Below are 20,088 nucleotides of genomic sequence, written 5' to 3'. Positions count from 1 at the left end.
TCGCGGTGACTTGGCAGTCTGCGTCCGGTCTGTCAGAGAGGGGAAGCAATATGCCGGACACCTTGATCAAGGTCGATCTGTCGCAGTCTCCCTATGAAAATGATACGATCCACAATCGCTGGCATCCGGACATCCCGATGGTGGCGACGGTCAGACCCGGCCAGGATTTCATCATCGAGTGCTATGACTGGACCGGCGGTTTCATCAAGAACAACGACTCCGCCGCCGACGTTCGCGACATCGACCTGAGCATCGTGCATTTCCTCAGCGGCCCGGTCGGCGTCGAGGGCGCGGAACCGGGCGACCTGCTGGTGGTGGACTTCCTCGACATCGGCGCCTTCCCGTCCAATGCGTGGGGATTCAACGGGTTCTTTTCGAAGCAGAATGGCGGCGGCTTCCTGACCGATCAGTTCCCGCAGGCGCAGAAATCCATCTGGGATTTCCACGGCCTGTTCACCACGTCGCGCCACGTGCCGGGGGTGCGCTTCGCCGGGCTGATCCATCCCGGACTGATCGGCTGCCTGCCGTCGCATTCCCTGCTGGAAACCTGGAACGCGCGGGAGACGGCGCTGATCGGCACCAACCCGACCCGCGTGCCGCCTTTGGCCAATCCGCCCTTTGCGCCCACCGCGCATCTCGGCCGGCTGCGGGGCGAGGCACGCGACGCCGCGGCCGCCACCGGGGCCCGGACCGTGCCGCCGCGCGAGCATGGCGGCAACTGCGACATCAAGGATCTCTCGCGCGGCGCCCGCGTGTATTTCCCCGTCTATGTCCCCGGCGCCGGGCTTTCCGTGGGCGACCTGCATTTCAGCCAGGGCGACGGCGAGATCACCTTCTGCGGCGCCATCGAGATGCCCGGCTGGATTCACCTGAAGGTGGAGCTGATCAAGGACGGCATGGCGAAGTACGGCATCCGGAACCCGATCTTCCGGCCCAGCCCGATCAAGCCGGAATACCGCGATTACCTGATCTTCGAAGGCATCTCGGTCGACGAGAGCGGCGCCCAACACTACCTGGACGTGACTGTTGCCTACCGCCAGGCCTGCCTGAACGCCATCGAGTACATCAGCAAGTTCGGCTACACCCGCGCCCAGGCCTATGCCATCCTCGGCGTGGCCCCCGTGCAGGGCCATGTCAGCGGCGTGGTCGACATCCCCAATGCCTGCGCCACGCTGTGGCTGCCCACCGAGATCTTCGACTTCGACATCAGGCCGGGTGCCGCCGGGCCGATCGCCGGCGTGCAGCCCGGCACCGACATCCCCATCGCCCCCGACGCCTGAGCCGGGCGACGCCATGCCCGACTACGATTACCTGTGCGAGCGCTGCGGCCCGTTCACCGAGAACCGGCCGATGGCCATGTTCAACGCGCCGCATCCCTGTCCGGGGTGCGGCGCCGACGCTCCCCGCGCCCTGCTGCGCGGACCGGCCCTGGGACGGATGGAGGCGTCCCAGCGGAAAGCCTTCGCCACCAATGAACAGAGCGCCCATGCCCCGAAGCTGGCGAGCAGCGCCGGGCGGCACCCACGCGGCTGCGGCTGCTGCTCGGCCGGCACCGGACGGAAAGCCGAGGCGGTCAGCCCGGCCAAGGGGTTTCCCGGCAAGCGTCCCTGGATGATCAGTCACTGAGCGGCACGGGGTCGCGCCCCACGCGCGGCCCCGCCGCAAAGGATCGCGATGGCGAGTAACAGTTCGCTACCCGGTTGGCCGTTGCAGTCGGCACGAAACTTTCCCACGTGTCGCGCGCCCGCTCCCCCACGGGGACGGACCACCAACCAATCAGGGCTCTCGCATGTTCGGAATGTTCAGGTCGCAGTCTGCGCAACTCGATCTCACGCCGCGCAACTGCCTCGTCATATCCCTCATCTACTGCATGGGGGCGGACGGAGAGATCGACCCCGAGGAAGTCGGGCATCTCACCTCGGTGCTCGGGCGTGGCGCCAGCCGTGACCAGCTCGATGCCTGCCTGCGCTATGTGCGCGTGACCCAGCCGGCGCAGTTCCTCGCTACCGTGGCACCGCAGCTGCGGCCGGACCAGAAGCTCTGCATCCTGCTGAACATGATCGACAGCGCCATGTCCGATGGCGACGCCGAGCCGGGCGAGCAGCGGCTGATCATCGACTTCGCCCAGGCGTTCGGCCTCGCCGAAGCCGAGATCGAGCCGCATTTCCGCACCCTGGCCCGCAAGAACGACCGTTCGGTGCTCGACCGCTAACCCGACGGGGCGCCCAGCCATCCGCGCTCACGGAAGCCGGCCAGATCCACGCCGGGCGGCGCATACCAGCCGCCGGCGCGGTAGCGGGCACCGAGCCGGAAGGCGATCTCCTTGTTGCCGAAGGGGATACGCAGCGGTGTCTCGGCATCGCTCGTCTCCGGTGTCGGGGCATTTGCCACCGGCGCCGGGACGGTGCCGGCGGGACCGGGACGCCTTGCACGCGACGTTGCCCGCTTTGCCTTCCGGGCGGGCGGCGCCGCGGTGGCTTCCTGATCCGCCTTCACCCGCCGCCGGCGCGGCTTGCGTGCGCGCGGCGATCCGGCCGTGCCGGCGCCGGGTGCCACGGTGGCAAGCAGGGCGGCATCGGGCGATGCCACCCCCTGGGGCAGGCCCTGGCATAACCGGCCGATGATGCGGCTGGCCTGGGTGCAGACGGCATCGATCGCCTGCATCATCTCCTGCTGGCCGGTCAGCACCTGGTCGAGCAGGCATTCCATCTGCGCGGTCACGCCCGGATCGACCAGGGCGGCATCGGCCCGCTGCAACACGGCGAACAGCGCCAGGCCCCGCTCGGTGGGCACGATCGCCTTGCCGTCGGCCACCAGAAAATCCTGCGCCTTGAGCCCACGGATGATCTCGGCGCGGGTAGCCGGGGTACCGATCCCCTTGGCCTCCTTCAGCCTTGCCTGCAGCGCCTCGTCGGCGACGAAGCGCCAGGCATTCTGCATCGCCTCGATCAGCGTGCCCTCGTTGTAGCGGGGCGGCGGGCGGGTTTCCTTGTCCTCGACCGCGGCGTCGCGCAGCGTGACCGTCTCGCCATCCCGGAGCGCGGGCAGCAGTTGCGCCTCCTCGCCCTTTTCCCCGGGCGGCTGCCAGTCCGGGAAGGCGGCCCGCCAGCCCAGCTCAATGGGCTGGCGCCCGGTGACGCCGAACAGGTGGCCCCGCACATCCAGCGTGACAGTGGTCTGCCGGTAGCGGAAATCCGGCATCATCGCCGCCAGATAGGCCCGGGCGATGATGTCGAACAGCCGGCGCTCGTCGCCCGACAGGCGCGGCCAGACCTGCGGGAGGTCCCCGACCGTGTTGACGTTGGGGATGACGGCGTGATGGCTGGCCCCGGCGAGCCCCTTGTCATGGAAGGGACCGGCGGCGCCGCGACGAACCAGCGGCGGCTCGGGCACCGGGATGGCGGAAAAGGCGCGCCCGACCCGCAGCCCGGCGACGATGCGCGGCACGTCGGGGATCAGGCTTTCCGGCAGATAGCGGGTCTCGGCACGGGGATAGGTGATGATCTTCTTGCCCTGGCCGTCATACAGCTCCTGCGCCACCTCCAGCGTGTGCGCCGCCGACCAGGCGAAGCGGGCACCGCACAGCTTCTGCAGCGACGGCAGGTCGAACAGCCGCGGCGGCGCCTGCCGCTTGTCCTCGACCCGCAGCACGAGCGGCCCGGTGAAGCCTTCCGCAAGGGCCGCAATCGCCTCGGCTTCCGCGCGCTTGAGGATCCGCTCCTTCGGGGCATGGCGCAGCCGCACCGGCCCGGCTTCGGCCTGCGCGGTCGCGACCACCTCGTAATAGGCCTGCGGGACGAAGGCGCGGATCTCCAGCTCGCGCCGGCAGACGATGGCCAGGGTCGGGGTCTTGACCCGCCCGACGCCGATGACGCTGCGCGCGCCACGAGCGAAGGTGACGGTGGCGGTGCGGGTCAGCGACAGGTTGTAGATCTGGTCGGCCTGGCGCCGCGCCACCGCCGCGGCATAAAGCCGGGCGTACTCGGCATTCGGCTTTGCCCGGGCAAAGGCGTCGCGGATCGATTGCGGGTCCTGGGCCGTGAACATCACCCGCATCACCACGCCGCGGTAGCGGTAGTGCTCCAGGATCTCCTGGCCGATCAACTGGCCCTCGCGGTCGCAATCCGTGGCCAGCCAGACCCGCTTCGCCGTCCGCAACGCCTCGCGGATCGCCTTCAGCTTCGATGGCTTGTTGCCGCCCGCCGCCGGCCGCGTGGCGTAGAGTCCCTCCGGCCGCAGCAGCACCGGCGCCCAGCGCTTCCATTCCGGCACCACGTCTTCCGGTTCCACCAGATCGAACAGGTGCCCCTCGGCCGGCAGGATCGGACCATAGCGGTTGCCCACCGCCGCACGCACATCCCTGGCCTGGCTGGTCTTCTCCGTGATGACGATCTGGTCGGCCACCCGCGCCCCGGCTGTTCCGCAAAAGCCGGAGCCGGCATGCCACCGCCGCGCCGTGGCGGTCAATCCGATGGGATGCGCGGGCGCAGTCTCCGGACAGGCCGGTTTTGCCGCGCCCGAAACTGGTTTCGCTGTCGTCATGAGATAGGCTGCCACGGGGCCTCGCGCCCCCGATGGCGACGCCGGGTCATGCCATGCGGTGGCCCATGGCAACGAACATCATCACGCCATAACATGCCGCTGCGGAAACCCGCATGGCCCAGGCCAGATAATTCAGGGAGGACCCACCATGAACGCAGACCAGCTCCGGGCCTTGCAGGCTCCCCTCAAGCAACGCTACCGCGAGACGCCGGACGCGGCGCGGATCCCGGCACGGGCCGAAGCCCAACTGAACGCCGACGGCATTGCCTGCCGGATCGCGTCCTGGCATGGCGAGACCATCGCCGGCCTGCATGCGGCGGCTGGCGGCACCGGCGAACTGGCCTGCTCGGCGGACATGTTGCTGGAAGCGATCGTGGCCTGTGCCGGCGTGACGCTGCGCGCCGTGGCCACGGCGATGGGCATCGAGGTCCGTGGCGGCCGCATCGTCGCCACGGGGACCTGGGATGCCCGGGGCACGCTGGGCATCGACCGCGCCGTGCCGATCGGGCTCACCGACATCACGCTGCGCTTCGAGCTGGAGGCCGACGCGGCCCCCGACCGGCTGGCGCGCCTGATCGAGACAACCGAGCGATATTGCGTGATCCTGCAGACTCTGCGGCAGCCGCCACGGATCACGGTGGAAACGCCCTGAATGTCCGATCGCGACGGGGGCTCCGGCCCCACCGCGTGACGCGGGAGCGCCGATCAAGCGATCGTGCCCGTCGCGGCAGGCATGCCGGGACCGTGTGACGACACGGCAGGCCAGGGGGACGGCGCGCCGTCAAACCTGTCATCCCCCTGTCACTCCCCCCTGTCCTCCTGGCAAAATTTGGTTTATAAGCCAGTGGCTTGTGAAAGAGGCGGCGACCTGGGCAGGTGCGCCGGCAAGGCCCGGGATGGCATCGTCCCGAGGCCCGATAAAAGCTATCAACGCGCAGCCATCCGGTGTAGGATGTGGCGCTTTAAAAATCCTGACCAGAATCCCAGAGGACTACGCTACTTGCGCTCAACGAAAAGCAACCGGCCTTGGCAGACTCGCCAGCGCGGGTTCGACGACGACAACTTCTACGGTAACACCCGGTCCCCGACGCCCCTGCCCTCTTTCGCGTCCCCGATTGCAGGACCCGAGGTGCAGGCGACGGTGAAGTGGTTCAACACCGAGAAGGGCTACGGTTTCGTCGCCCTGGCCGATGGCTCGGGGGATGTGTTCCTGCATGTCAACGCATTGCAGGCCGCCGGGGTCCAGACGGTGAGCCCGGGCGCGACGCTGCAGGTGCGCGTCGGCAACGGACAGAAGGGCCGGCAGGTTGGCCAGGTTCTCTCCGTTGACGAGAGCACGGCCGAGGCCCCCGCCCCGCGCCGGCCGCAGGCTGCACGCCCCCGTCCGCAAGGTGGCGCGCCACGGCGCCCGCTCGACCTCGACAGCGCCGTCGAGACGTCCGGGGTGGTGAAGTGGTACAACCCCACCAAGGGCTTCGGCTTCGTCACGCCCGAAAGCGGCGGCAAGGACATCTTCGTGCACGCGACCGCCCTGGAACGCGCCGGCATCGGCTCGCTGCAGGAAGGCCAGTCGGTGCGGCTGTCGGTGCTGCAGGGCGCCAAGGGACCCGAGGCCGGTTCGATCAGCCTCGCCTGAGGTCGCATCGGCCTGACTGACGACGGCCCGACGGTCAGGGGCCGCGTCAGGCCACAGAACGAGAGCGCTGTGACCGCTGGCGGTCAGCCGGAAGGCGCTCTCGTGTTCCCAGGGTCATAAACCGCGTCCGCCCCGACGCGTACCCTTGGCTGCGCCATCCGGCCGGAAGCCCTCCCGCACCGAACGGTCATGCCGGCTTGCGGGCCGAGGCCAGGACGTAATCGAACGCCCGGTAAATGGCGTCTTCGTCGAGATGGCGCAGCAGGAAATCCGCCAGCCATCCTGACAGGCGCAGCCGCCGCCGCAGCGCCGCATCCTCCATCACGGCGCGATGCCAGCCAGGGAAGACCTGGTCGCGGATCGAAGTGACCTGGACATTGCCAAACCCCGGTGCCGCGAGCTTGTCGCGGTAGATGTCGCGGGGATAGGCGTTGGCGGCCGGGATCGCGAACGAGATCGCGGCGGCATTCCAGAGAAAATCCCGCCCCCGGCGCCGCAGCGGACCCGGCGGCGGCGCGGCGGGGATCACGTCGGCGAGCACCAGCCGCCCGCCCGGCCGGAGCACCCGGAACGCCTCGGCGAAGAAGCGTTCGCGCGTGTCGAAGTGGAAGGCGCATTCGACCGCGGTCACCACGTCACAGCTTGCATCCGGAAGCGGCAACTGCGTCGCCGAGCCCTCCCGCAGGTCGATCCGGCCCGCAAGCCCCATCCGGCGCAGCCGGGCCCGTGCGATCCGCACCTGGGCGGGGGTCACGTTGAAGCCGATGATGCGGCGGGGGGCGAAGCGCCGCAGCCAGAACATGTCCTGGTCGGCGAAGCCGAACCCGACATCGACGACCTCGTCGCCGGGCCCCATCCCGGCGGTTTCCCCGATCAGTTCGACCAGGGCCTCGCAGGCCTCGTCGATGCCGCCCGCCCGGGGCCAATAGCCCAGGTTCAGGTAAAGCCCGCGTGCGGTGAAGGCATTGGTGGAGAGGAACGCATAGATCCGCCGGGCGGTCAGGGGACGGAAACCGGGCGAGGCGCCCGCGGTGTCGCTGCCGGTGGTCATGGATCCCTCGCTTCGCCCTTTCGCGGTCTCGCAGATGGTCGGTCCGGGACAGTGATGCAATGGAAACGCGTCATCACCCTGTCGACATTCGCGTCAGGAAAAGGCGAGGGCGCTGCGCGGCACAGAATGGGTTCCAAGGGCGAAGCCCTTGGTCGGTCCAGGGCGAAGCCCTGGTGGGGCGCGGGGTAACGCCCCGCCGGCAGCGGCTCCGCCGTCCCGGGTGCGAACGGTCTTTTTCTCTCATAACCGCCCCCTCGTCATCGATCATTCCGACCAGGGCACGGCATCACGGCGCTCATGAACACCACGTTGTCAGAACGCTACATTTGATACATTATCAAGAATTGCACATTGCGACCATTGAAGCGGGCTCGGGGCGGAGACCCGTGGGATCGCATGGCGAGAGAGGTCGACAATGCTGTTGACGCTACAAGATAAAGAAAAAGACCTGATCGCCGACCTCGCCAAGAAATACATCATTGAAAGATTGCAAAAGCGCTCCGCTCTGATACCTATACTTCAGGCACTGCAAACAGAGTGCGGCTATATTTCTGAATTTGCGATGCAATACATCGCCGACCTGATGGGTATGTCCGCCGCCGAGGTGTACGGGGTCGCCACCTTCTACCATTTCGTGAACACCCGTCCGAAAGGGCGCTTCATCATCCGGCTCAGCCGCGACATGTCGTCGATGATGAAGGGCGCGAAGATGGTCGCCCAACAGTTGCAGAATGACCTTGGCATTCGCTTTGGCGAAACCACGCCGGATGGCATGTTCACGCTGGAATGGACCAGCTGCATCGGCATGAACTACCAGGCGCCGGCGATGATGGTGAACAACGAGGTGTTCTCCAATCTCACCGCGCCCAAGGTGCACCGGATCATCGAGGACTGCCGGCAGGAGTACAACGCCCATCGCAAGCCCGTGGGCAATGTCGGCGAGACTTATTCCAACACCCTCAATTACGCCAACCACCAGGCCAATGCCGCGCTGACCAAGGTGGTGGCGATGTCGCCCCGCGAGGTGATCGCCGAACTGACCGCCTCCGGCCTGCGCGGGCGCGGCGGCGCCGGCTTCCCGACCGGGCTGAAATGGCAGTTCGGCGCCGCGGCCAAGGGCGACCCGAAATACATGGTCTGCAACGCCGACGAAGGCGAACCCGGCACCTTCAAGGACCGCATCATCCTCGGCAAGCACGCCGACATGGTGTTCGAAGGCATGACCATCGCCGCCTATGTCGTGGGCGCGCGCGAAGGCATCGTCTATCTGCGCTACGAGTACAGCCACCTCCGCCCGCATCTGGAAGCGGTGCTGGAAGCGCGCCGCCGCGCCAACCTGCTCGGCAAGGACATCCTCGGCCGGCCAGGCTTCTGCTTCGACGTGCGCATCCACATGGGCGCCGGCGCCTATGTCTGCGGCGAGGAAACCGCGCTGATCGAATCCCTGGAAGGCCGGCGCGGCGAACCGCGCAACCGCCCGCCCTATCCAGTGGAACGCGGCTTCAACAACTGCCCGACCATCGTCAACAACGTCGAGACGCTCGCCTCGGCCTGCTGCATCCTCGACCGCGGCGCCAAGTGGTTCGCCAGCATGGGCACCGAGCGGTCGAAGGGCTTCAAGCTGTTCAGTGTCTCCGGCGACTGCACCCATCCCGGCGTCTACGAGCTGCCCTGGGGCATCACCGTCGATCAGTTGCTGGAAACCGTCGGCGGCAAGGGCGCCAAGGCGGTGCAGGTGGGCGGCTATACCGGGCAACTGGTGCCGGCGCGGCAGTTCGACCGCAAGATCGCCTACGAGGACCTGGGCATCGGCGGCTCGATCATCATCTACGGCCCGGACCGCGACATGCTGGAAGTGGCCGAGAACTACCTGGAATTCTTCATCGAGGAATCCTGCGGCCAGTGCACGCCCTGCCGCGACGGCAACGTCAAGCTGCTGGAGGGCATCCGCCTGCTCAAGCGCGGCACCTGCTCCAACCGCTACCTCAATGACCTGATCGGCCTGAGCGAGACGATCAAGCTCACCTCCAAATGCGGACTCGGCCAGGCGAGCCCGAATGTCATCGTGGCACTGAACGCGCACTTCAAGGAAGAGATCCTGGCGCGTCCGATCCAGGGCCATTGACGGATCTCGGGAGAAGCAGGCCCATGCATCATCATCCGCGCGACGTCGTCGTCCCGTGTGCCCCCGCCGGCGATGCCGGCGCGTCCGAGGCACCGTCCGCCCCCGTCATGGTCAGCGCCACCATCGACGGCATCTCGGTCGAGGTGCCATCCGGCACCACCATCCTCAAGGCCGCCCGCGAGATCGGCGTGCACATCCCCACCTTGTGCGACCATCCGGACCTGCGCCCGGCCGGGGTCTGCCGCATCTGCGTGGTGCAGGTCGAAGGGATGCGCGCGCTGCAGCCCGCCTGCACCACCCCGATCCTGCAGCCTATCGCCATCGACACCAAGGCCCGCGCCGTGCGCACGGCACGCCGGCACATCGTCGACCTGATGCTCGCCAACCACTACGGCGAATGCTACGCCTGCAAGCGCAACAACAATTGCGAGCTGCAGTCGCTGGCCAAGGAATACGGGGTGGATTTCTTCCGCTTCGGCCATCCGACCGAGCCGCGCTACCCGGTGGACCACACCAGCGACGCCATCGTGCGCGACATGAACAAATGCGTGCTCTGTCGCCGCTGCGTGCGCACCTGCGCGGAGTTGCAGGCGATCGGCTGCCTGACGGTGAAGGACCGCAGCGCGCGGTCGATGATCACCACCTTCGGCGACAAGTCGCTCGCCGCGGTGGTCTGCATCAATTGCGGCCAGTGCATCAATCGCTGCCCGACCGGCGCGCTGACCGCGCTCGACCAGACCGACGAGGTCTGGCGGATGCTCGATGACCCGAGCCGGCACGTGGTGATCCAGACCGCGCCCTCGCCGCGCGCGGCGATCGGGGAATGCTTCGGCCAGCCGCCCGGCACCTCGATGACCGGGCAGATGAACACCGCGCTGCGCCGTATGGGCTTCGACGGCGTGTTCGACACCAACCACACCGCCGACCTGACCATCCTGGAGGAAGGGACCGAGCTGATCCTGCGGCTCTACAACGCCCTGGCCAAGCGCGACAACGACGTCGCCCTGCCGCAGTTCACCAGTTGCTCGCCGGGCTGGGTGAAATATGTCGAGCACGTCTATCCCGACATGATCCCCAACCTCTCCACCGCCAAGAGCCCGCAGCAGATGTTCGGGGCGCTGCTGAAGACCTATTACGCCCAGCAGCGCGGCATCGATCCCAGGGACATGGTGGTGGTGTCGGTAATGCCCTGCACCGCCAAGAAATACGAGTGCAACCGGCCGGAGATGTGCGACAGCGGCTTCAAGGACGTCGATTTCGTCGTCACCACCCGCGAACTCGCCAAGATGATCTCCGAGGCCGGCATCGACCTGCCGAACATGCCGAAATCGGGCTTCGACGAGCCGTTCTACGAAGCCTCCGGCGCCGGCATGATCTTCGGTGCCACCGGCGGCGTGATGGAGGCGGCGCTGCGCACGGTGATCGAGCTGGTCACCGGCCAGAAAGTGGAGAACTTCTTCGACCACGCCAACATCGTGCCGGTGCGCGGCTTCGAGGGCGCGCGGCTGATCGAGATCCCGATCACCGAGGTCGGGCCGGTGCCCGACCTGCTCAAGGCGCTGGTGCCGGACTGGGAATGGCTGAAGGGGGTGACCCTGAAAGTGGGCGTCGCACACGGCATCGCCAATGCCCGCCAGGTGGTCGAGGACATCAAGGCCGGCGGCCCGTTCAGCGAATGCCACTTCATCGAGGTCATGGCCTGCCCGGGCGGTTGCCTCGGCGGCGGCGGCCAGCCGATCCCCACCACCCCGGAAATCCGCGCCAAACGCGCCCAGGCGATCTACGAAGCGGATGCCGGCTATGCCCTGCGCAAATCGCACGAAAACCCGGTGGTGCTGAAACTTTATGAGGACTTCCTGACCGACGGTCCCTGCGGCCATCAGTCGCACCACCTGCTGCACACCGACTACACACGGCGCGGCAAGTTCATCTCGTGAAAGCGCGTTGAAATAAGACCTCCTTCCCGGCAAAGGTCCCGGCATGAAACAGCAAAGCCCGATCGACTGGATCGACGAGGCTGCCATTGCCGGGGCGCTCGGGTCGCCGGCCCGCGACGACCCGGGGCAGGTCAGGGCCATTCTCGACAAGGCCAGGACTCTGACGGGGCTGGGCCTTGCCGAGGTGGCGGTGTTGTCGACGGTCACGTCGCCCGACCTGCTGGCGGAGGTCTTCGACGCCGCCCGCACCGTCAAGGACGAGATCTACGGACGGCGCGTGGTGCTGTTCGCGCCGCTCTACTTCTCCAACATCTGCCAGAACGAATGCGTCTACTGCGCCTTCCGCAAGAATAATCACGAATTGTCCCGCCGGTTCCTGACGCTTGAGGAAGTGGCGCAGGAAACCGCCGCGCTGGTCGAACAGGGACACAAGCGGCTGCTGCTGATCGCCGGCGAGGCGTTTCCCGGCAAGGGATTTTCCTACCTGCTCGATGCCATCGCCACGATCTACGGCGTGCACCGCGATCGTGGCGAGATCCGCCGCATCAACGTCAATGTCGCGCCGCTCACCGTCGAGGAATTCCGGGCGCTCAAGGCCGCCGGCATCGGCACCTACCAACTGTTCCAGGAAACCTATCACCGCCCGACCTATGCCGAGGTGCATGTCGCCGGCCCCAAGACCGATTTCGCCTGGCGCGTCTCGGCGATGGACCGGGCCATGGAAGCGGGCATCGACGATGTCGGGCTCGGCGTGCTGTTCGGCCTGTACGACTGGCGCTTCGAGATCCTGGCGCTGATGCAGCACATCGCCCATCTGGAACAGTGCTTCGGCGTCGGCTGTCACACGATCAGCGTGCCGCGGATCGAGCCCGCCGTCGGCTCGGCGATGTCGGAAGCGCCGCCCTATGCCGTCTCCGACGACGATTTCCGCAAGCTCATCGCCATCCTGCGCCTCGCTGTTCCCTATACCGGGATGATCATGAGCACGCGCGAAACCCCGGCGATGCGGCGGGAAAGCCTGTTGCTCGGGATTTCGCAGATCTCCGGCGGCAGTCGCACCAATCCGGGCGGCTACACGGAGACCGATGCCGAGGACGCCAGCCAGTTCCAGCGCGGCGACCACCGCTCGCTCGACGAGGTGGTGCACGATGTCGCCGAAGCGGGCTTCCTGCCGTCCTTCTGCACCGCATGCTACCGCCGCGGCCGCACTGGCAAGGACTTCATGGACATGGCCAAGCCCGGCCTGATCCGCGAGATGTGCGGCCCGAACGGGCTCTCCACCTTCGTCGAATACCTCGAGGATTATGCCTCACCGGCGACGGTGCGGGCCGGCAACCAGGCGATCCAGGCGGAACTCGAGCGGATGCCTGAAAAGATCCGGCACTACTCGGAAACGATGATCCGCAAGGTGCACGAGGGAAAGCGCGACGTGTTCCGCTGAGGCGCCTTGCGATGGCGGATGGCGCTGCGCTTATCCGCCCTACACTTGCTGATGTAGGGCGGACATAGTCCGCCAACGCTTGCTCAGCGGCCCGGCTGATGGATCTGGTCGTAGATGCCGCCATCAGAGAAGTGCTTCGCCTGCACCGTCCGCCAGTCGCCGAACAGATCCTCCAGCGCGAAGGTGGCGATCGGCGGGAAGGTCTGGGTGTGCCGCGCCGCCACCGCCGGGTCGATCGGGCGGTAGTAGTGGCGGGCCACCAGATCCTGCCCCTCCGGCGTGTACAGGTAGCGCAGATAGGCTTCCGCCAGCGCGCGCGTGCCGCGGCGATCCACCACCTTGTCGACGACGGCGACCACCGGCTCGGCCTTGATCGACAGCGACGGGTAGACGATTTCCAGTTGGTTGCTGCCGATTTCCCGCACCGCCAGGATGGCGTCGTCCTCCCAGGCCAGCAGCACGTCGCCCTGGTTGCGCCGCGCGAAGGTGTTGGTGGCACCGCGCGCGCCACTGTCCAGCACCGGCACGTGGCGGAACAACTCGGCCACGAAGGCGCGCGCCTTGGCCTCGTCCCCTTCGTTGGCGCGCAGCGCATAGCCCCAGGCGGCGAGGTAGTTCCAGCGTGCGCCGCCGGAGGTCTTGGGATTGGGAGTGATGACGGCCACGCCCGGACGGATCAGGTCGGGCCAGTCGCGGATCTGCTTCGGGTTGCCCTTGCGGACCAGGAAGACGATGGTCGAGGTATAGGGCACCGAGCGATTTGGCAGTTCCCCCCGCCAGCCCGGCGCGATCAGCCCGGACCGGTCGACGATGGCGTCGATGTCGGGTTCCAGGGCAAGCGTCACCACGTCCGCCTCCAGCCCGTCGATGACCGCGCGGGCCTGCGCCCCTGATCCACCATGCGACGCCCGCAGTTGGACGGTTTCGCCGGTCTGACGCTTCCAGACTTCGGTGAAGGCCTTGTTGAAAGCGGCGTAAAGCTCACGCGTCGGATCGTAGGAGACGTTCAGCAGCGTCGTCTGCGCCAGGGCAGCCGAGCTGACCGACAGCGCGATCAGGACGAGGGCGAACAGGCGGCACATGGTCGGGTCTTTCTCAGGTTGCAGGAAGCGGTGCGGTTCGGCCCGCCGTGGCCGGAGCGGAGGAAGCGATCGGCTGGGCGGGCACGACAACGGGGGTTGGAAGGGCTGGTTGCGTGTCCTCGGCGGGAGCGCGGCCCCCGGCCAGGGCCGCCCGCCCGATCTCCTCGATCAGCCGCCGCGCCCCACGGGGACCGGAATAGAAGCTGTCGAGCACCAGCCGGTCGGCGACGGGAAAGGCCAGCTCGACCAACGGCACGCCGAGGCGCTCGGCCACGTCGCGCTCGAAGGCACGCCCGAGCACGATTTCCGCGCCCTGCGCCAGCACGGCATCGGCGATCTCGGCCGCGTTGTCGCTGAACAACACGCGCGCCTCGAAGCCTTCCGTCGTTGCCGCCAGGGTCGCTTCCAGCGCGGCACGCGCCGGCTCCGGCAGGGCGTCCGTCACCACGATCGTGCGCGGCAGCCAGCCCAGCGTGCCGACCAGGAAGCGCACCAGCCCCGGCACCTGCAGGCTGCCGGCCACCAGGGCGAATTCGCGCTGCAGCTCCAGGCGGTGCCAAGCTTCGGCCAGCCGCAACAGGGCATGGTCCTCGCGGCGGCGCTCGGCGGCGATCACGGCCTCGACCGGGGCGGCATCGGCGCCGAGCCGCGCCGCCAGCGCCCGCAGCAATTCAGCACTGGCCTCCACGCCCACCGGCAGGCCGCCGGCATCGAGCCAGGGCACCCCGGCGGATTGCTCCAGGCCGCGCGCCACCTCCAGCCCCCAGGGCGAAAACACCAGGCTGATCGCGGCGCGCGGCAGGTCGCGCAGGCCGTCGACGCCACCATCGGGGCCGAACAGCGGATTGGCCCGCAGGCCAATGCCGGCGAGCAGACGCGACCATTCCGCCAGTTCGCCTTCCCAGAACACGTCCTGTCCCGGCACGATGCCGAGCAGATTGACCAGGGCGGGATCGCGCGGCCCGGGTGCGCCGAGCCGCCCGGCCTGCGCCAGCACGCCCTTGAGGAACAGCGTGTAGCCCTCGTGGGCCGGGCCGCGGAAGCCGGCGGTGGCGACGTCGATGACCGGCAGCCCCTGCTCGCGCGCTTCCTTCGCCATGGCGGGGATGTCGTCGCCGATCATCTCGGTGGCACAACTGCTCAGCACGACATAGAGCTGGCCATCGAGGATCTTGACGGCGTTCTTGATCTGCTCGCGCAGCCGCGCCGTGGCCCCGAACACGACCTGCTTCTCGAACACGTTGGTGGCAGGCACGCCGAGGCCGCCGCTCCATCCCGCCGCACCGGCGGTGCCGCCATGCCCGGCCTGAACGGCACAGCCGGCGGTCGCGTGCAGGATCGGCACCACGCCGGGCACCGCGGCAGCGCTGAGCAGCGCGCCGTGCAGGGCGCAGCCGGTGCCTGGACGCTCCGAGGACACCGCCATCACCGGACCTCCTGCTTGATATGCCAGTCGGCGCTGCGCCGCAGCCAGGCGGCGCTGTAGGTCGGGGCGGTCGCCGCCAGACGACGCACGAAGGCGGGATTGGCCCGCGCCTTTCGCGCCTGCCGCACCAGATACTCGGCGCCCTGGTAACCGACCAGCGCCGCCGCGGCGATGCCCACCGCCGGCACGCCGAGCCGCGCCGCCAGCGCCGCCAGCTCCGGTCTGCCGATGAACAGATCGGCGGCACGGGCACCCAGCAGGTTGGCGTGCTCGAAGGGCTGGCCATGGGCGACGTGCAGCACCGCTCCCGGATGGTCCTCGGCGAAGCGGCGCAGCGCCGCCACGTGCCCGGCATCGACGTGATCGACGCTGAGGCGGGCGACGGTGCCGCCCAGTTCGCCCACCAGCACCGCGCCGGCAAAGGCGGCGGCGGGCGGCAGCGCAAGATGGACGCGCAGCCCCGCGAGCGGCTGTCCCAGCGCCTCCAGCCGCGCCTCGTGCAGGCGGCGCTCCGGCGGCGGATGGCCCGCGCCCGCGGCCACCACTTCCAGCCAGTGCCGCGTCGCCTCCAGGCCGATCGGCAGCGCCTGACGCAGCAACTTCACGCCATGGGCGGCCTCCAGCCCGAGGCCGAAGCGTTCGGTGGCATCCGGGTCGAGCGCCACGCTGAAGCGCGCCCGCGCGGCCAGCACGAACCGCCCGGCATCGGCGCCGGCCGGCAGCACGTTGGCGCCGAGCCCCAGGGAAGCGAGCAGCGCGGCGGCCTCGGCGGCCCGGCCGGCATCGAGCGTCAGCAGGTTGACAAAATCCCCCACCGGCCCGGCGGGCGGCGGCACCAGCCGCAGCGCCGCGTCGCTGGCGGCATCGGATCCGGTGGCGGCGACGCGCGAACGGAACCCGTCCACGGCGACCACGACGACAGGGATGTCGAGCTCGGCGGACAGCGCGTCGGCGGTGGCGCGCGCGTCGTCGCCGTTGATGGCGACGACAGGGGTGGTGACCACGAACACGGCCCAGGGATGGTGGCGCCGGTACAGCGCCAGGATGCTGCGCGAGAGGGCGCCCTCCGAGCCCATGATGGTATCGCGCTGGTCGAGCCCGGTGACCGCCCAGTGCGCCGCCGGCGCGCTTTCCACCAGCGCCGCGGCACAGCCGCGCGGGCCGTGCACGACGATGCCCACGCCGGCGATGCCACCGAGGAAGGCCAGCGCCGCCGCCAGATCATCGGGCGCGGCCTGCGAGAAGGTGCGCACCCGCTGCGGCGGGGTGCCGGCGGCGAATTCCGCGCTCAGCGCATCGGCGGTGCCGAGCCAGGCGCTGATCGCCTGCAGGCGCTTTTCGCGGGTGGGCAGGACCGGACGGCGCGCCATGTCAGACCCCTCCCCCGGCCTCGACCAGGGCGGCTTCCTCGGTGAAGATGCGGTCGCCCCAGCTCTTGGCCCAGCCCTTCAGCGCCGGACCGTTCAGCGGGCGCGGGATCGTGGTGTCCTCGTCGCCGACGACGACGCGGGCAAGCGCGCGGTAGATGGCGGCCTGCTCGGACTGCGGCGCCGACTGGATGACGGTCTGGCCATACAGCTCGCCCTGCGCCACCGCGAGCGAGCGCGGCACGTAGCCGATCACCCGCGTGCCGGTGCGCGCGGCGAAGTCATCGACCAGGGGCCGCGCGTAGGGCGCCTGCAGCCCGTTGGCGATGATGCCGCCGAGCCGCGCCCCGCCGGAAGGTGCGTATTTGCTGATCGCCTTGAACAGGTTGTTGGCGGCGAACACCGCCATGAAATCGGACGACGTGACCACGAAGGCACGCTCGGCGATGCCGTCGCGGATCGGCACGGCGAAACCGCCGCAGACCACGTCGCCGAGCACGTCATACAGCACCACGTCCGGCTTGAACTGCTCGAACACCTCCAGCTCGTGCAGCAGGTCGACCGCGGCGCTGATGCCGCGCCCGGCGCAGCCCACGCCCGGCACCGGTCCGCCCGCCTCGATGCAAAGCACGCCACCGAAGCCGGTCGCGGAGATGTCGGCGAGCGTCACCCGCCCTTGCTCGCGCAACGTGTCCAGCACGGTCGGCAGATCGTCGCCGCCGCGCAGGATGGTGGTGGAATCCGCCTTGGGATCACAGCCGACCTGGATGACGCGGTAGCCCTCGGCGGCCAGGGCCGCGCTGATGTTGGAGGTGGTGGTGGACTTGCCGATGCCGCCCTTGCCGTAGATCGCGATGTGTTTGGCCGTCCGTTCGCTCACGGTGTTTCCGTCCTCAACTCTGATGGGGCGGGCGCGTCGTCCCGCAACGGGGTGAAGCCGCCGGCAAGCGGGCGCGGGCGGGCCGGCGCCAGCACCAGAACGGCCAGCAGCAGGTACAGCGGCACGAAGCCGATGAAGGCGGCGCGCGTGTCGAGCGTCCCGGCCAGCACGCCGGCGAAGGCCGGGCCCAGCGCCCCCCCCAGGCTGGCGGCCGTCATGAACAGGGCGGTGACGCGCCCCTTCTCGCCGGGCAGGCTGGCCGCCCGCGCCGTGGTCACCAGGTTCAGCACGCCCAGCCCCACGCCGAGCGTCACCGCGAATTCGGCCAGCAGCACCAGCGAGGTGGCCAGCGCCAGGCCGACGAAGCTGACCGCCGACAGGGCGATGCCGCCGAGCGCGGCCGCGCGATGCGTCCGGCGCGCGACCCGTTCCCCGCCGCGGAACACGGTGACAATGAAGGCGGCCCCTTCCAACCCCACCAGCAGCGCCGTGATACCGGCGCCCTGGCCCAGCTCGGTCACCGCGCGCACCACCATGAAGCTGGTGAAGGCGGCGAAGCTGCCGCTGACGACCGCCTCGGTAAGCAGGCTGCTTACCACGCGAGGATGCTGCAGCAGCGCGCGGGAGCCATCGAGATGGTCACGCAGCGTCGTCCCCGGCCCGCCATGCCCCTGGCTCGGCCGGGGTGCGGCGATGCGCCGGATCAGCAGGTTCGGCAGCAGCACCAGCGCCACCACCGTCGCGAAGGTGACGCCGAAGCCGACCGAGCCCAGCAGCAGCCCCGCGAGCAGCGGCCCGGCGAAGCTGAGCCCGGTGGACAGCGATGCCTTGTGCCAGCCCAGCCGGCGCGGCCCGAGCCAGGGCAGCGCCTCGAAATAGATGGCGCCGAGCGCATTGAGCTGCAGTGCCCGCGCCGCGCCGTCGCAGAACACCAGCAGCGCCAGCGCGGCGGGGGTGGGCGCGAAGGCGAAGCCGACAATGCTGGCGATGCTGACGATGCTGCCGGCATGGAAGCTGCGATGCGGGCCGAAGCGATCGACGCAGAACCCCGCGGGAATGGCGGCGAGCAGCAGGCCGAGTCCGCCGGCGGCGCGGATCAGCCCGACCTCGGCGGCGCTCGCCGGCAGGCCGAGCGCATAGAGCGGCACCGCCACGGCGAGCACGCCGATCGAGATGCCGCTGGCGCCACTCAGCACCAGGAACCTGGCCAGCGTCCCCGGATGCAGGAAAGCGGGCATGGAGGGTGCCTCCTCGCAGGGGGTGGTTTCCCCTGCCGCCGCGCCCGGCGTGGGGCAAACGCGCGCGGCGGCAGGGTGCCCGTCCATCGGCGCCTCAGCGCCCATGGGGCAGGACGGGACGGTCAGGCCGCATGGGCCGCTTCCGGTTCGCGTGCCTCGGCGAACACCGGCAGCAGTTCGTCCTGGATGCGCCAGATGTCGTGCTGCAGCGTGTCGTTGGAGGCGTTGCAGTCGCAGACCTGCTGGAAGGTGAAGCCGGCCTTCTTCCAGATCGCCGTGGTCTTCTCGGCCAGATCGAGGTACCAGCCCGGCTGCGGCGCGCGGTGTCCTTCCAGTTCCGAGCCCGGATTGGGGCACCAGACCGAGAAGGTGCCGACCACGCCATGCGCGGCGAGGTATTCAAGCCCCTCCAGCGTCTTCCGCTTGGGCTCCAGCCCGGCGACCATGTTGGAGCGCACGTTGCCGTGGCCGAACACCTGCCCGGCGTGCTTCAGCGCCTTCACCCAGTGCTCCCAGCCGCCGCCGCCACGCGCCTTGCCCGGGCAGATGGTGTCGTAGTAGCCGCTGTCCCAGATTTCGATGTTCATCGCCGTGGTGCGGTACCCGGCTTCCTTGAAGCGATCGATGTGGCGCAGGTCGAGCGGGGCGGCGACCACGGCGGTGCCGTTGAAGTCCTGGCGCCCGGTATGGGCCTGGATCGCCTCGGCGACGTCGAGGTAGTATTCCAGCTCGCGCCGCTCCGGGATCACGCCGCCGCTGATGGTGACGTGGTCGATGGCGTCCTCGGCGAAGGCGGCGGCCGCGACCTCGCCGATCTGCTTCGGCGTCTTCCAGAAGATGCCCTTCTTCTCGCCGTAGACGTCCTTGGTGTGGTTGATGTTGCAGAAGGCGCAGTCCTCGCCGCGATCCTTGTACGAACATTCGTTGCTGTAGGCGACAAACAGGGCGCGGTGACGATACAGCGCGGCGACATTGCCCATCGTCTGGCCGTCAGAGGTGGTGAGGCCGTAGAAGCCGGGCCGCCTGTGGAACTTCACCTCGCCCAACTCGCGCCCGTCGCGCACCAGGATAGTGCGCTCGCCATCGGCGGTGATGACATTGGCCGAGCGCTGGTTCCAGCGGAAGCCGACGGACAGGCCGAGCGGCAGGTCGAAGCCCGATGGCAGTTCGAAGTCATGGACGTCGAAATCCATCTCGAACAGGTTGTGTACCTGCTCCTGCGCCACCACGCCGGGCTGGGCCAGGTCCAGCGCCGCCTGGGTGATGGCGACGCCGTCGGTCACCAGCTCCGCCTTGAGGGCGAGCTCCTCCCACAGGCGGCGCTTGAGGTCAGGGATGCGGCTCGGTGCCGACATGGATCAAT

The 20,088-nt window shown here is 68.8% G+C and carries 16 protein-coding genes; 8 read left to right on the top strand and 8 right to left on the bottom strand.

Going from position 1 to position 20,088, the window contains the following annotated elements; translation table 11 throughout:
- The first annotated feature begins 50 nt into the window (after positions 1-50).
- The 3 genes from fmdA to NBY65_RS12700 all read left to right on the top strand — a co-directional run bounded on the left by fmdA (position 51) and on the right by NBY65_RS12700 (position 2,212).
- A complete protein-coding gene (gene fmdA, locus NBY65_RS12710) occupies positions 51-1,280 on the top strand; it encodes a formamidase (RefSeq protein ID WP_150040410.1) in 1,230 nt (409 codons plus the stop codon).
- Positions 1,281-1,293: 13 nt separating this feature from the next.
- Positions 1,294-1,626 carry an FmdB family zinc ribbon protein gene (locus NBY65_RS12705; protein ID WP_150040411.1) on the top strand — a complete coding sequence of 111 codons (333 nt, stop codon included), beginning with the start codon at positions 1,294-1,296 and terminating at the stop codon, positions 1,624-1,626.
- Positions 1,627-1,798: 172 nt separating this feature from the next.
- Positions 1,799-2,212: a tellurite resistance TerB family protein gene (locus tag NBY65_RS12700; protein WP_239002754.1), complete on the top strand. Its 414-nt coding sequence runs from the start codon at positions 1,799-1,801 to the stop codon at positions 2,210-2,212.
- Here the strand turns inward: NBY65_RS12700 and NBY65_RS12695 are convergent.
- Complete coding sequence (locus tag NBY65_RS12695) at positions 2,209-4,467, bottom strand: type IA DNA topoisomerase (protein WP_250265669.1); 2,259 nt, start codon at positions 4,465-4,467, stop codon at positions 2,209-2,211. The two genes, NBY65_RS12700 and NBY65_RS12695, sit on opposite strands and share 4 nt — an antisense overlap.
- Before the next feature lie 223 nt (positions 4,468-4,690).
- Between NBY65_RS12695 and NBY65_RS12690 the strand changes: the two genes are divergently transcribed.
- Together NBY65_RS12690 and NBY65_RS33795 are read left to right on the top strand one after the other, a co-directional pair.
- A complete protein-coding gene (locus tag NBY65_RS12690; RefSeq protein WP_150040414.1) occupies positions 4,691-5,194 on the top strand; it encodes an OsmC family protein in 504 nt (167 codons plus the stop codon).
- A 477-nt stretch (positions 5,195-5,671) separates the two neighbouring features.
- Positions 5,672-6,178: a cold-shock protein gene (locus tag NBY65_RS33795; protein ID WP_338110406.1), complete on the top strand. Its 507-nt coding sequence runs from the start codon at positions 5,672-5,674 to the stop codon at positions 6,176-6,178.
- A 187-nt stretch (positions 6,179-6,365) separates the two neighbouring features.
- On the opposite strand, the gene NBY65_RS12675 is transcribed toward NBY65_RS33795, so the two are convergent.
- Complete coding sequence (locus NBY65_RS12675; protein WP_150040416.1) at positions 6,366-7,229, bottom strand: class I SAM-dependent methyltransferase; 864 nt, start codon at positions 7,227-7,229, stop codon at positions 6,366-6,368.
- Between the two features lie 415 nt (positions 7,230-7,644).
- Between NBY65_RS12675 and NBY65_RS12670 the strand changes: the two genes are divergently transcribed.
- The 3 genes from NBY65_RS12670 to hydG are packed head-to-tail and all read left to right on the top strand — an operon-like array spanning position 7,645 to position 12,732.
- The gene (locus NBY65_RS12670) at positions 7,645-9,354 is read left to right on the top strand and encodes an NAD(P)H-dependent oxidoreductase subunit E (protein ID WP_150040417.1); all 1,710 of its coding nucleotides are present in this window, start codon (positions 7,645-7,647) and stop codon (positions 9,352-9,354) included.
- A gap of 23 nt (positions 9,355-9,377) precedes the next feature.
- The gene (locus NBY65_RS12665) at positions 9,378-11,291 is read left to right on the top strand and encodes an NADH-dependent [FeFe] hydrogenase, group A6 (RefSeq protein ID WP_150040418.1); all 1,914 of its coding nucleotides are present in this window, start codon (positions 9,378-9,380) and stop codon (positions 11,289-11,291) included.
- 43 nt (positions 11,292-11,334) lie between these two features.
- Positions 11,335-12,732 (top strand): [FeFe] hydrogenase H-cluster radical SAM maturase HydG, encoded by a 1,398-nt coding sequence (gene hydG / locus NBY65_RS12660; RefSeq protein WP_150040419.1) that lies wholly within the window; start codon positions 11,335-11,337, stop codon positions 12,730-12,732.
- 83 nt (positions 12,733-12,815) lie between these two features.
- Here the strand turns inward: hydG and NBY65_RS12655 are convergent, their stop codons facing one another.
- The 6 genes from NBY65_RS12655 to NBY65_RS12630 all read right to left on the bottom strand — a co-directional run bounded on the left by NBY65_RS12655 (position 12,816) and on the right by NBY65_RS12630 (position 20,080).
- Positions 12,816-13,814: a sulfate ABC transporter substrate-binding protein gene (locus tag NBY65_RS12655; protein WP_150040420.1), complete on the bottom strand. Its 999-nt coding sequence runs from the start codon at positions 13,812-13,814 to the stop codon at positions 12,816-12,818.
- A gap of 13 nt (positions 13,815-13,827) precedes the next feature.
- The gene (locus NBY65_RS12650) at positions 13,828-15,240 is read right to left on the bottom strand and encodes a nitrogenase component 1 (protein ID WP_150040421.1); all 1,413 of its coding nucleotides are present in this window, start codon (positions 15,238-15,240) and stop codon (positions 13,828-13,830) included.
- Positions 15,240-16,610, bottom strand: coding sequence for a nitrogenase component 1 (locus NBY65_RS12645; RefSeq protein ID WP_150040422.1), 1,371 nt, complete (start codon positions 16,608-16,610; stop codon positions 15,240-15,242). Before NBY65_RS12645 ends, NBY65_RS12650 begins: the two co-directional genes overlap by 1 nt.
- Position 16,611: 1 nt before the next feature.
- Positions 16,612-17,487: a nucleotide-binding protein gene (locus NBY65_RS12640; protein ID WP_150040423.1), complete on the bottom strand. Its 876-nt coding sequence runs from the start codon at positions 17,485-17,487 to the stop codon at positions 16,612-16,614.
- The gene (locus NBY65_RS12635) at positions 17,484-18,725 is read right to left on the bottom strand and encodes an MFS transporter (RefSeq protein WP_162530509.1); all 1,242 of its coding nucleotides are present in this window, start codon (positions 18,723-18,725) and stop codon (positions 17,484-17,486) included. Before NBY65_RS12635 ends, NBY65_RS12640 begins: the two co-directional genes overlap by 4 nt.
- Before the next feature lie 122 nt (positions 18,726-18,847).
- Positions 18,848-20,080 carry a radical SAM protein gene (locus tag NBY65_RS12630; RefSeq protein WP_150040425.1) on the bottom strand — a complete coding sequence of 411 codons (1,233 nt, stop codon included), beginning with the start codon at positions 20,078-20,080 and terminating at the stop codon, positions 18,848-18,850.
- Positions 20,081-20,088 lie beyond the last annotated feature (8 nt).

The organism is Rhodovastum atsumiense (genome assembly GCF_937425535.1).
GTDB lineage: Bacteria > Pseudomonadota > Alphaproteobacteria > Acetobacterales > Acetobacteraceae > Rhodovastum > Rhodovastum atsumiense.
Note: the sequence above shows the minus strand (reverse complement) of the source record. Positions and strands in the feature narration are given on the sequence as shown.